Origin of the sequence: Streptomyces scabiei 87.22, assembly GCF_000091305.1 — a bacterium.
In the GTDB taxonomy this organism is placed as follows: domain Bacteria; phylum Actinomycetota; class Actinomycetes; order Streptomycetales; family Streptomycetaceae; genus Streptomyces; species Streptomyces scabiei.
In genome coordinates this window covers 414,612-426,792 of the sequence record NC_013929.1, presented here as the reverse complement: position 1 = coordinate 426,792, position 12,181 = coordinate 414,612, and the positions used below count along the sequence as shown (strand labels likewise).

General features: G+C 71.7%; 10 protein-coding genes. 5 read left to right on the top strand and 5 right to left on the bottom strand.

Going from position 1 to position 12,181, the window contains the following annotated elements; genetic code table 11:
* Positions 1 to 137: 137 nt before the first annotated feature.
* Positions 138 to 1,535: an FG-GAP repeat domain-containing protein gene (locus SCAB_RS01720; protein WP_106437225.1), complete on the top strand. Its 1,398-nt coding sequence runs from the start codon at positions 138 to 140 to the stop codon at positions 1,533 to 1,535.
* Here SCAB_RS01720 and SCAB_RS01715 read toward each other — a convergent pair.
* Together SCAB_RS01715 and SCAB_RS01710 are read right to left on the bottom strand one after the other, a co-directional pair.
* The gene (locus SCAB_RS01715) at positions 1,507 to 1,911 is read right to left on the bottom strand and encodes a hypothetical protein (RefSeq protein ID WP_148274171.1); all 405 of its coding nucleotides are present in this window, start codon (positions 1,909 to 1,911) and stop codon (positions 1,507 to 1,509) included. The genes SCAB_RS01720 and SCAB_RS01715 overlap by 29 nt on opposite strands.
* Positions 1,912 to 1,981: 70 nt before the next feature.
* On the bottom strand, positions 1,982 to 3,418 hold the full coding sequence (locus SCAB_RS01710) for an FG-GAP repeat protein (RefSeq protein ID WP_041668829.1): 1,437 nt from the start codon (positions 3,416 to 3,418) through the stop codon (positions 1,982 to 1,984).
* Positions 3,419 to 3,646: 228 nt separating this feature from the next.
* Here SCAB_RS01710 and SCAB_RS47630 point away from each other — a divergent pair, with 228 nt between their 5' ends.
* The gene (locus tag SCAB_RS47630) at positions 3,647 to 3,793 is read left to right on the top strand and encodes a hypothetical protein (protein ID WP_012998315.1); all 147 of its coding nucleotides are present in this window, start codon (positions 3,647 to 3,649) and stop codon (positions 3,791 to 3,793) included.
* A 226-nt stretch (positions 3,794 to 4,019) separates the two neighbouring features.
* On the top strand, positions 4,020 to 4,781 hold the full coding sequence (locus tag SCAB_RS01705; RefSeq protein ID WP_012998314.1) for a LamG domain-containing protein: 762 nt from the start codon (positions 4,020 to 4,022) through the stop codon (positions 4,779 to 4,781).
* A 178-nt stretch (positions 4,782 to 4,959) separates the two neighbouring features.
* On the opposite strand, the gene SCAB_RS01700 is transcribed toward SCAB_RS01705, so the two are convergent.
* Positions 4,960 to 7,014: an alpha-L-fucosidase gene (locus SCAB_RS01700; RefSeq protein WP_041668827.1), complete on the bottom strand. Its 2,055-nt coding sequence runs from the start codon at positions 7,012 to 7,014 to the stop codon at positions 4,960 to 4,962.
* Positions 7,015 to 7,307: 293 nt separating this feature from the next.
* On the opposite strand from SCAB_RS01700, the gene SCAB_RS01695 reads away from it, so the two are divergent.
* Both SCAB_RS01695 and SCAB_RS01690 read left to right on the top strand, forming a co-directional pair.
* Positions 7,308 to 7,748 carry a VOC family protein gene (locus SCAB_RS01695; RefSeq protein ID WP_012998312.1) on the top strand — a complete coding sequence of 147 codons (441 nt, stop codon included), beginning with the start codon at positions 7,308 to 7,310 and terminating at the stop codon, positions 7,746 to 7,748.
* Between the two features lie 57 nt (positions 7,749 to 7,805).
* Positions 7,806 to 8,495, top strand: a complete 690-nt coding sequence (locus SCAB_RS01690) for an SDR family oxidoreductase (RefSeq protein WP_041668826.1) — start codon at positions 7,806 to 7,808, stop codon at positions 8,493 to 8,495.
* On the opposite strand, the gene SCAB_RS01685 is transcribed toward SCAB_RS01690, so the two are convergent.
* Positions 8,431 to 10,377 carry an ABC transporter ATP-binding protein gene (locus SCAB_RS01685; RefSeq protein ID WP_012998311.1) on the bottom strand — a complete coding sequence of 649 codons (1,947 nt, stop codon included), beginning with the start codon at positions 10,375 to 10,377 and terminating at the stop codon, positions 8,431 to 8,433. The genes SCAB_RS01690 and SCAB_RS01685 overlap by 65 nt on opposite strands.
* A 1-nt stretch (position 10,378) precedes the next feature.
* Positions 10,379 to 12,160: an ATP-binding cassette domain-containing protein gene (locus tag SCAB_RS01680; RefSeq protein ID WP_063649834.1), complete on the bottom strand. Its 1,782-nt coding sequence runs from the start codon at positions 12,158 to 12,160 to the stop codon at positions 10,379 to 10,381.
* Between the last annotated feature and the right edge of the window lie 21 nt (positions 12,161 to 12,181).

The window sequence follows — 12,181 nt, the reverse complement described above, 5'->3', positions numbered from 1 at the left end:
AGCGGTCGCCGGGCCGAGGGAACCAGACCGGAATCCGACCCTGATCCGGCCGTTATGGGCCCGTGAGCCGCGGTGTGCAGGCTTGTGCCATGCGCCTGCGCCGTTGCCGCCCTGCCCTCGTGTCGATGTGGCTCTGCGTGACCACTCTGCTGGCCACGGGGTGCTCGGCCGACGGCGGCGGTCCGGCACCGTCGCCCCCTTCTCCCGCCCGGCGGGACGCCGGCGCGGTCAATCGGGACGACGTGAACGGCGACGGCCATGCCGACGTGGTCGTCAACGGCTGGTACAAGAAGCCGAAGTCAGGGGGCGACTGGCACAACAACCGCTTCGTCGCCCTCGCCGCGCCCGGCGGCCCGGAACCGGCAGCGGCCTTCCGCCTCGCGGACCGCTACGCGAAACCCGACCCCCGTCTCACCAGCTCGCCCATCACGAACGACCGATCGGTTCAGTTCACGGCGGATCTCGACGACGACGGTTACGCCGACATCGTCGTACGCAACCCGCTGAGCCACCCCAAAGGAACGCACACGCTCGAACAGTGCATCGTCTGGGGTGGCCCGAAGGGCCCCACGGGCGCCACCGAGCTGCCGGCCGACCTTCTCCGCGCCACCGCTGCCGGGGACTTCGACGGGGACGGCGCCCTCGATCTGCTGACCCTCGCGCAACCCGGCAGTGAGTACGACCGAAAGCCGCAGCCCGCCGTCGTCCTGTACGGCCCACTGAGCCGCGACGGCGGGGTTCCCCGCGGCACATCCAGTGTCGACGTGGGCCACGAGGGCTGGGCGACCGTGGCCCATACCGTCGTCGGCGACTTCGACGGCGACGGCCGGGACGACCTGGTGACCAGGGCCGTGTACGACGAGGAGGACGTCCGCCTGGAGGAGGAAATGCCCGAGGACGTCGTCGACGCCGTGTACTACCGGGGCACGGCGCACGGGCTGCAGCCCGCTGGGTCCGTACCCGGCATCAGGAGCCGGGCCCCGGGCCTTGCCGACGGCGCCGTTCCCGTGGCCGTAGGGGACTTCGACGGCGACGGCCACGCCGACATCCTCGCTCGGGAGGGCTACCGGGATGCCGTTGTCGTCCACGGCAGCGACGAGGGGCCAGGCCGGGGCAGGACCGGGAGCGAGCTCGGCAGACTGGACACCGTCGGCGCCCGCGCCGTCGGAGATGTCGACGGCGACGGGCGCGACGACATCGCCACGCAGAGCCCGGGCGACGATCGCCGCATCGGCCGGGTGGTCGTGGTGCTCAGCGGGAAGGACGGACCCGGTACGCCCCGCAGCGTCGAGATCGACCGGTACGCGATCGGTCTCGGCGGCTCCCCGCAGCACGTGGGAGACCGCGACTTCTTCGGCTGGGACCTGCACCTCGCCGACCTCGACACCGATGGCCGTGCCGAGCTGCTCATCGGCACGTTCGGCTTCAACAAGCCTCGCAAGGACGCCGGTTACTGGATCCTGCGGGGAACGAAGGACGGCCCGTCGACGACGGACCGCAGCTTCATCAGGACCCGGGACTTCGGACCCGGCTGACCCCTCCGACCGGGCGGCCCCGGACAGGACGACCGCGCGCGTCGCCGCACGCCCCGCCGGAGGCGGACCGCGCCTCGCGGACCACCGCGACGCCTCCCGCGGGGACGGCGACCTTGCCGAACACCGCTGTCCGGGTGAGGAGTTCGACGCCTCCGGCGTGGCGACGGCCGCCGCTCCCTTCGACGCGGGCGGCGAGACGGGCCGCGCCCGCGGCGTCGAGGAGATGGAGGCTGGAGGCGTGGACGAGCCGGCAGGAGTCGAGGCCGGGAGAGTCGGGGCGTACGAAGTCGACCGCGGCACCGGCCCGCCACTGCGGGGTGTACCAGCAGTCCGCCGGCGGAATCACCCGGTCCTCCACCGCCGACGTCGTGGGCATCGTCCGGTGGAACACGCGTCGACTCGGGCCCGGCCCTCGGTGCGGACCGTGGCCGGGCCCGAGTCGGTGTCTAGAGGCCCAGCACCTCGCCGTACTTGTAGACACCCTTGACCAGCGCGAAGCCGAAGGGTGTCAGCGCCTTGCCCGGCGTGTACGTCTCCACGGTGCTGCTCGGCACGAACCAGACGCCACCCGATGTGGGCCCACCGGCGTTCTCACCGGGCGCGCTCACCGCGGTGTCCCGCAGGCCGTCACTGTTGTAGTCGCCGACGGCCACCTGGGCGCCGAAGCGGTCACCCGCCTCGGCCGCGCCCTGCATGTTCGGGGTGCTCTGGCTGCGCGCGAGGCCGCCCCGGAGGCCGTGTTCCGTGCCGTTGAGGACGACGTAGCCGCCCGCGTCCTTCAGGGTGCCCACGTCCTCACCGGGCACGCCGACCACCAGTTCCGGAAGGTCGTCGCCGTTCAGGTCACCGGCGGCCAGCGCGGCGCCGAAGTCGTCGCCCTCCTCGGCGTTGCCGCCGACATCCGGGCTCGACTGGGTGAAGCACTCGTTCTCGGTGCCGAAGGCCGTGCCCCTCGAGCCCTTGAACAGGAGCACCGCACCGCCGAGCCGGTCCTGGCAATGGGTGGTGTCCGACTCGGAGTTGGGCTGTACGGGACCGACCGCGAGGTCGTCGGTGCCGTCCCGGTCGAAGTCGGCGACGGCGAGCGCGCTGCCCCGGTCGGGGTCGGACCACCACTGGGCGGGCTCGGCCCGGTCGTTCCAGCGCGTGATGAAGGTGCCGGAGTCCTCCAGGGCCCGCCAGGTGGTGGCGAGGTCGTCCCGGCCGTCGCCGTCGAAGTCGCCGGTCGCCAGGTCGAGGGTGCGGCCGCCCATGCTGTACCTGCGCAAGGAGGTGCCGGCCACCCGGTCGGAGGTGAGCGGGCCCGGGCGGAACCGGAGGGTACCGTCCTCCTCGCTGTTCTCCCCGTATGCGAGGTCGGCGTCACCGTCGCCGTCGTAGTCACCCGCGGCGACGGTGCTGCCGATGCCGCTGTACTCGGTCGTGCCCCTGGCCACGGTGGTGCCCTTGATGTCCCCGTTCGAGTAGTCCAGGACGGTGATGATGCCCTCGTCCTTGTACTGGTCGGAGGTGAGCGATTCGCCGCTCGCGCCGACGGCGAGTTCGAAGTCGCCGTCTCCGTCCACGTCGACGGGCGTCACGGAGGAACCGAAGCGGTCGCCCGCCTCGGGCGTGCCGGGTATGCCCGGCTCGTCCTGGCCGATTTCACCGTGGGACTGGTACGGGGCCCCCGAGCCGCCGTAGATCACACTGACGTAGCCCGCCTTGGCCTTGCCCTTCACGGTGGAGTCCGGCATGCCGACCGCGATGTCCAGGTATCCGTCGCCGTTGAAGTCGAACCGCACCGTCGTCGCGGCCGCCGCGCTTCCGGCGAGCGGCAGGGTCAGGCCGGTTGCGGTCAGTGCCACCACGGCGGCGGTGGCGGCGAAGGTGCGTGCGCGCACGGTCAACTCCCGAGTAGAAGTGGTGAATGAGGGCCGCAGGTGATGCGCTCTCGGGGGTGTGACACACGAGGTGGACGAAGGGTTGTGTGCAGGTGGCCGCCCGGACAACACGACGAGGTGCCCGCGACGAACGAGGCTTCACATCCCGGCCGCCGACAGGGCTGAGGCGGCCCACAGGGGGTAGGCGGAGCGCAGGAGACACTTGCCGACACCGAGGGACGGAGTCTCATGCCACGCATGATGGAACGGATCAAGCAGTTCGCAAGCAGCCCGCAGGGGCGTCGGGTGGCCGAGCAGGCACGACGGGCCGCGGCCGACCCCCGCCGCCGTAGCCAGGCCAAGAGCCTGCTGAGCAAGCTCCGCGGCCGTCGCTGACCCCACGTTTCCTGGCGGAGTGGAGTCCGGTTCGGTGAAATGGCATCCTTCTTTTCCAGTGGGGCGGTTGAGCTCGTCCGGGACGGGAATTCCTCGAACGCGACCGTGAAAGCGCCCGACGGTACCGACTTGAATACGCCCCCATGCGCTCGCCCGTACGAGTTGTCTTCGTCGCGGGTTCACAGGTATTCGCATGCCGTAGTCGGAAGCGGAGCAGCCTTCGTGCATGGAGAATGCCGCATCTGACGGAACACCGTCGGCAGAGGGGATCCTGTCCGGACCTGAGATCGTCTTCACGGCGGACTTCGCGTCCACCCGTCAATGGGTGGCGGGGCGTTCGTGGGCCTATCCGAACGGCGGGCCGGTCAACCCCGGTGACAACAAACTGGATTACCTGACGGCGGACCCCTCCTACAGCCGCTCCGGCACGTTCCGCGCCACCCGCCGAAGGGACGGCCGGTGGAACGCGGGACTGCTCACCACGGAGGAGAGCGAGGAGGGGTTCACCGTCCGCGCGGGTGACGTGCTGGAGGCGCGCGTCAGACTGCCGTACGAGGCCGGAGCCTGGCCGGCGATCTGGACCTGGCGGGACGGCGACCAGGAGATCGACATCTTCGAGTACCACCCCGACAACCCCGACCTGCTGGAACTGACCAACCATGTCCGCGGTTCGAACCTCTACTACCGTGACCCCGCCATCGGTCCGGGCGCCTGGGTCGACCTCCGCGTCGAGTTCGGCGTGCGGTCCGTGATCTGGTGGGTGAACGGCAGCCGGGTCTTCGCCGACCGCCGCGGCGTGGGGCGTTCCTGGCACGCCTATCTCATCGTCAACCTGTCGGTGTGCGCGGGCCGCTATCACCCGCCGCCTAATCTCCATGTGAAGGAGATGTCCTACACCGTCCAGCACCTCGTGGTGCGCCGGCCGGCCGCTCTTCTGGAAGAACTGTCCGAGGAACTCGAAGAGGTGGCCGACATCGACGGACCGTGATCCTGGAATTCCTGGATAAATCTCTTCGTGGCACGCGGAGAAAATGCTCGCCGGACACGGCGACGGAGAAAGCGTGCGGGCCGCTGATGTGCCCCGGCGGGCGCCTGTCGTCGCGCAGGCGCCCGCCGGGGAGTTCGCCGACGTCCGGGAGCGGGACCGGGGGCGGGGACGATGTCGGTCAGGTGACGGCGTCGAATGTCCACAGCAGGTTGTTGTTCTGCTGCCACGTCCACTGCTTGGCGGTGGATCCGCTTGCGACCGTTCCGCCGCCGTCGAGGACGAGTCCCGTGCTGCGGTTGGCGATCGAGTACCGGCCCTGGCCGCGGTGGGTGATCTGCCACTGCTGGGTGTTGCCGCCGTCCCAGGACTTCTGCCGCGCCGGATCACCGTTGGCGGTGGCGCCCCAGCCGTCGGCGACCATGCCGTTGGTGCGGTTGACGAGCCTGTAGTACCCGTTTCCGAGCTCGATCGCCTGCCACTGGAGATTCGAGTGGACCACCGCCTCCCACAGCTTGAGGTTCGATCCGGAGGCGGCATTGCCACCGCCGTCCAGGGCCAGATGGTTGGTGACATTGGTCAGGCGGAAGTACTTGTCGGGCCTGAACGTCACTCTCAGGGACCTGATCGCGTCGTTGTTGCCCGTCACCCGAAGATCCCGGGTGTCGGCCGTGAAGGTCCAGGCCGTGCCGGTGAAGTTGTCACCGGAGTAGCCCGTCAGCTGGAAGCCCGGCGGCAACAGGATCGACGACGCGGTGGCGGGCGCGAGACCGGCCGCGGAGAGCTGGGCGGAGGTGTAGCCGCCCAGCGGCAGGACGGCGCGGCCGGCGTCGTAGTCGACGTTCTGGAACACCAGGGCGGAGGCCCTCACCGGCATCCCCTGGACCTCGACACACACCACGGCGTCGTTGGCGTTCGGAGCCGTGGCCGGCACGGTGACGTCGATCTGGTCGGTGACGGTGTAGGGGAGGGAGACCGAGGGGTTGTCGAGCAGGTGGACGCGGCTGATCGTGTTGTCGACCATCGGAATCCGGAGCCGGCCGTTGGCGGGCCAGGTGAAGACGTGCGCGAAGAGTTTGCCGCTCTTCCTCGTGACCTTCCCCCACGAGGGTTCGGCGGCGAACGGGCTGCCGCTGGTGCCGTGGATGCTGTCGCTGTACGTCGACATCCACGAGGCGAGGCCGTTGAGGACGGTCTGCGTTCCCGCCGTGACCGACCCGTCGCCCTTGGGGCCGATGTTCAGCAGGAGATTGCCGTCCCGGGAGACCACGGTGACGAGCTCCTGGACGATGTCCTTGAGGGACCGGTACGCGTTCTCGCTCGACGCGTTGTAACCCCACGCGCCGTTCATGGTGCTGCACCGCTCCCATGGCCGGCCCATCGGCGCGGAGGGTATGCCGAACTCCGCCACCGCGTAGTCACCGAGACCGTGGTCCCGCTTGACGCGTTCGTTGACGATGAGACCGGGCTTGCGCGCGATCAGCCAGTTGTAGAGGTCGACGCCGTCGGAATCCAGCCACCAGTCCTCCAGGGTGGGGCCGGCAGGGTTGTCGAACCAGTCACCGTCGAACCACAGCAGTGCCGGGTCGTAACGGTCCAGCAGCTCCTGGAGCTGGGCTTTCATGTCGGCGATGTAGGCGGTGCGGGCCGCCTGCGACGACATCGTCGTGAGGCCGCCCTCGTGGCGGTCGGTCTGGGAGGGGTGGTTCCAGTCGAGGATCGAGTAGTACAGGCAGAACTTGATCCCGCGGTTCTCGCACTCGCTCTTGAGGTCCCGGAGCGGATCGCTCTGGATGCCGTTGTAGTCGTGCAGGTTGTAGAGCTTGGCGGCCGTGGTGTCGGTGAAGCTCGCCACGTCGGAGTTCCACATCGCGTAGCCCTCGTGGTGCTTGGCCGTGATCACGACGTACTTCATGCCGGCGTTCTCGGCCAGTTCGGCGATGGTGGCGGCGTTGAACCGGGCCGGATCGAAGGTGCGGGTCACCTGGGTCTGGTAGTTCGCCTTGCTCCACTGCTGGCTGTCGAACGCCCACTCGCCCTGTCCCAGCTGCGAGTAGGACCCGAAGTGGATGAACATGCCGAACCGGGCCTGGTACCACCAGTCCATCTTCGAGGGGACGGCGTACGCCTCGGCGGTGGCGGGCCACAGGGCCTGCGGCAGGCCGACGGCCGCCACCCCTCCGGCGAGGGCGGCGGCCTTCATCAGTGCGCGTCTGCTGAGACGGGCTGAGGACATGGTGCGGCTCCGGGGGTGAGGGGAGGCAGGACAAGGCGCCACGAGCACAGGGACCGGTCGGGGTCCCGAACTCGCGCCTCAAGTGGAGACATCGGATGGATTTATAGAAGCGTCGGAGTATCCTTGTCTAGAGGTGTGACAGGAACTTCCGTATTGGTGCAAGCCAATAGCGGTAACGGCTACACGTTCAGAGGCTGTTCATCCGTCGCCTGCCAGCACATACATAGGATCTATCGATGATCGCTTGACTGTCGCGTCGAACGCGTCGTCGAGGAGCAAGGAGAGAGGGCGGCATGGCCGTTCAGCGGATGGACAACGTCGGCATCGTCGTCGAGGACATGGATGCCGCCATCGCGTTCTTCGTGGAACTCGGCATGGAACTCGAGGGCAGGGGACAGGTGGAGGGCTCCTTCGCCGACCGGTGCACCGGGCTCGACGGCGTCCGTTGTGACATCGCGATGATGCGGACCCCGGACGGTCACAGCCGGCTCGAACTGGCGAAGTACCGCAGCCCCGCGGCGATCGACGCGGGAGCGCGCGACAGGCCGCACAACATCGTGGGCACGCACCGCGTCATGTTCGCCGTCGACGACATCGAGGACACGGTTGCCCGCCTGCGCCCGCACGGCGCCGAACTCGTCGGCGGGATCGCCCGGTTCGAGGACAGCTATCTGCTCTGCTACCTCCGGGCCCCGGAGGGCTTCATCGTCGGACTGGCCGAGCAACTGCACTGAGGATCAGGCGCCCCCGCTCCCGGGAGTGAGATGCGTATATGGGGTATGTATCCCTCCATGGGAGTTCATTTCGTCACAGGTGCTGGTTCGGGGATCGGTGCGGCGGTCGCGGAGGTGTTCGCCGAGCGGGGGGAGGAGCTGTGGCTGCTGGCACGGGACGAGGCGCGGGCGGCTGAGCTGCGCGACCGGTTCCCGGCGAGCCGGACGCTGGTGGCCGATCTGTCCGCGCCGGCGTCGATACGGGCGCGCCTGGCGGCAGTTGCCCTGCCCGAGCGGTTGGACTCGCTCGTGCACGTGGCCGGGGTCGTCGAGTCGGGCCGGGTGGAGGAGCTGGACGCGGCCCTCTGGCAGGACACGCTCTCTGTGAACCTCGTGGCCCCGGCCGAACTGACGGGCGTGCTGCTGCCGGCACTGCGCAGGGGTGGGGGGCACGTCGTGTTCGTCAACTCCGGCGCCGGTGTGCACGCCCCGCCGCGGCTGAGCGCCTACGCGGCGTCCAAGTTCGGTCTGAAAGCCCTCGCGGAGTCGTTGCGGGCCGAGGAATACGCGCACGGTGTCCGGGTCACCACCGTGTATCCCGGGGAGACGGACACCCCCATGCAGGTCAAACTGCACGAGCAGTTCGGTCTCCCCTACGAGCCGCAGGCCCATATGCGCGCGGAGTCCGTCGCGGCAGCCCTGGTCATGGCGCTGGATCTGCCGCAGGACGCGACGATGAGCGACGTGATGCTGCGCCCGGGGTGCTGAGCCCGTCCCCGGTGCGGCCGGGGCCGGAGCGGCCGGTCTGGGGCCGCCCGGTCCCGGTCGCGCCGTCGTGCCAGTGCCCCATCAGGTCGGCGTAGAGCGGAACCCGCGCCAGGAGCGTGTCGTGCGTGCCGATGGCCGGGCGGGTTCCGTCCAGGAGCAGCACCCGGTCGGCGCGGCGGGCCACGGACATACGGTGCGCGACGGTGACGACGGTGCCGGGACGACGCCTGAACGCCTCCTCCACACGTCGCTCGGCCGTCGCGTCCAGGTGCCGGGTGGCCTCGTCGAGGATGACCAGCCGGGCGTCGGAGAGGTGGACGCGCGCCAGGGCCACCAGCGCGCGCTCCCCGGAGGACAACGCGGCGGGGTCGACCGGGCCGTCCAGCCCTCCGAGCCGTTCGGCCAGCGCGTCCATCCCGAGTTCCGTCATGGTGGCCGTCAGGACCGCATCGGATGTGTCCGGCGCGAGATAGCGGAGGTTCTCGCGCAGGGTGGCGGTGACGACGTACGGGGTCTGCGGTGCCAGGACGCGGGCGCGGGCCAGATCGTCCCGGGTGACGCGCTCCAGGGGCACGCCACCCAGGACGACGCGTCCCCGGTCGGGCGGGAGCATGCCGGCGAGGACGTCGGCCAGGGTCGACTTGCCGATCCCGGACGGGCCGACGACGGCCAGGTGTTCGCCGTCGGCGAGGCTCAGGTCGAGGCCGTCCAGGACCGGTTCGGCGCCCGGGCCGTAGGCGAAGACGATGCCCGACAGAGCCGCCGAGCCGTCCGAGGGGATCAGCGCCGGGTCCGGGTCCGGGCCGGGCACGGGGTGGTGGGCCGCCTCGGCGAGCCGTTCGGCGGCCACGGCCAGCCTCAGCCAGGACGCGCCGAGCCCCTGCACCAGCAGCCGGACCGCGGGTTCCAGGGTGGCCAGGACGTAGGCGAGGATCCCCACGATCTCGCCGGCGCTCACACCGCGGGCGTGCAGGCCGGGTGCGGCGAGGACGACGAGCAGCAGCGGGCTGTGCGCGCCGAGGGCGACGATCAGCCGCCGCAGCGCGGACACGGAGGCGAGGGCGTTGGAGGCACGCAGGTGCCTGTCGACGGCGTCGAGAGCCTCGTCGCGGGCGTGCTCCTGCGCCCCGCAGGCGACGATGTCCCGCAGGGCGGTGAACGTGGCGACGGTACGGCCGGCGAGGGCCTCCTCGGCGTCGAAGGCCGCGCGCTGTCTGCGGACGGTGGCGGGGGCGAGGACGGCGAAGAGGACGAGCGCGGCCAGGAGCGGCACGGCGACCAGGGGCACGGCGGCGGGCGCGAGGACGGCGGTGCCCGCGATCACGGCGGCGACCGTCAGGACGAACTGCCACAGCAGCATCAACTGCCCCGCCAGCGCGTCGCGTACGGCCTCCACCTGCCGCGTCAGGCGCGCGACGGCCACGGCCGCGCCGTCGTCCGGGGCGGCGCGGGGTGCGACGGCGCGGCGGAGGGTGCCGGTGACGACGTCCCGCAGCAGCCGGTCGCGCAACGGCTCGACGATCTCGGCCAGCCACGGGTAGCTCTGCCGGCCGGCCCAGGCGCCGCCGAGGGCGCACAGGGCGAACACGCCCAGTCCGAGGGCCGCCGTGCGGGGCCGGTCCAGCAGGAACCCCCGGTCGACGGCCAGCGCGAGGGCCTTGCCGCAGACGAGGGCGGGGGCGGCCGACAGGAGCGTCCACCAGGTCAGCCGGAGCGCGGCCCCACGGTCGGCGGTCAGGGCCGCCCGGATCAGGCGCACGGCCGCCCGGTGGGCGGCCGTGAGGGAGGAGGAACCGCCGGGCCCGTCCCCGGCACGGTCCGCCGCGTGCGTACGCAGCGTCTTCGGGGAGCGCGCGGGGCGCCTCGCGCGTCGTCGGTCCATGTCAGTCGTCCACGTCCTCGGCGCTGTCGAACAGGGCGCGATAGGCGGGCAGTTGCCACAGTTCGTGATGGGGTGCGAGTGCTGCCACACGTCCCTCGTGCAGCCAGGCCACGAGGTCGGCGCGGGCCGCCGCGGCCGTCCGGCGGGTCACGACCAGCCGGGTGCGGTCGCCGTACGGGCCGTCCAGAGCGCGCAGCACCGCCGCCTCGGCGGCGGAGTCCAGGCTCGACATGGCGTCGTCCAGGACGAGCAGCCGGCCGTCGCGGGCCAGGGCGCGCGCCAGGCCCAGGCGTTGGCGCTGCCCGCCGGAGAGAGGTGCGTCGGTGAGGAGGGTGTCGTAGCCGGCGGGGAGACGGCGCACGAAGGCGTCGGCCTGCGCCGCCCGGGCGGCCGCGTGGACCCGTTCCTCCGGAACGCGGTCGGCGGCTGTGCTCAGGGCGTCCAGGATCGTGCCGCCGGTCAGCTCCGGGTCGCTGAACGCGTAGGAGACGGCGGCGCGCAGGTCCGCGGGGCGGACGTCGTCCAAGGGCACGCCGTCCAGCAGCACCAGCCCCCGGTCCGGGACCCGAAGGCCGCCTGCGACCGCTGCCAGCAGGGAGGTTCCCGCACCGGAGCGTCCGACGAGCGCGACACTGTGACGTGCGGGCAGGACGAGGTCCAGTCCGTCCAGGACGGTGTCACCGGCCGGGGTGCGCACGGTGATGCCGCGCAGTTCGACGCGCCCCGGCCCCGGGGGCAGGGGGCGCAGTCCCGGCGAGGGCGGGGTGAGGGCGAGGACCTCCCGGACCCGCTGGTGCCCGGCCCGGGCGCGGGCCAGGTCCAGCAGGCTCTGGGCCGTCCCGAAGCCGCCGAGGCCCAGCGTGGCGTAGCCGAGTGCGGCCACCAGGTCGCCGGGGCCGAGTGAGCCGGCGAGCAGTTCGTGGCCCGCGACGGCGATGACGGTGATCTGTGTCGCGGGGGCGAGCAGCCCCGTGGACCAGGAGACACGACGCTGACTGTCCCACAGGGCGCGTCCGTGCCGGCCCAGTTCGGGCAGCGGCCGCAGGACCCGCTCGATCTCGCACTCCAGGGTACCGGCGGCGGCGATGGTGCGACGGCCGGCCAGCGCGTTGAGCAGATGGGTGGCGACGGCCGCCTGCGCGCTCTGGTAGCCCTCGCCCCGGCGCACGGTGCGCCGCAGATGACGGCGCAGCAGCAGCCAGCCCGCGGGCGCGGTGATCAGGAAGGCGGCGGCGAGCTCGGGGGCGAGCAGCCCCAGGGCGAGTACCGAGCCCGCGGCCATGGCGAGTTGGGCGACGGCGTAGACGGCGGCCTGGACGCTCAGCCCGGCCTCGGCGGCGCTCGCCGTGAGGCGGGCCACCAGGTCACCGGTCGTGGTCCGCCGGGAGGGATGCGGGCCGAGGGCCATGGCGTGCCGCACCAGTGCGGCGCGCAGCCGGGCGGTCGCCTCGGCGGTGGCGCGGGGCCCCGCGTACTGCGCGAGGGCCTCGGCGCCCGTGAGCAGCCCCAGGACGGCCGCGACGGGCAGGATTCCCTGGCCTGCGGTCGCGGACAGGGCTCGGTCGACGGCCGCGGCCAGGGTGGCGGGCAGGGCCAGCGCGGCGGCCGAACTGACCGCCACCGCCACGGCGAGGAGGGCGGACCACCCCCAGGGCCGGGCCCGCGGCCGGGCGGCGCCGGGCGGGGCGCCGGGCCGCCTGCGGGGCCTGCGCGTGAGGCCGGCCCAGGCCGTACGATCGGAAGCCGCGTCCCGCTGCGGCCGGTGTCGTTGGTCCTGTCCCATACGAGGCTCCTGGGGGCGGTG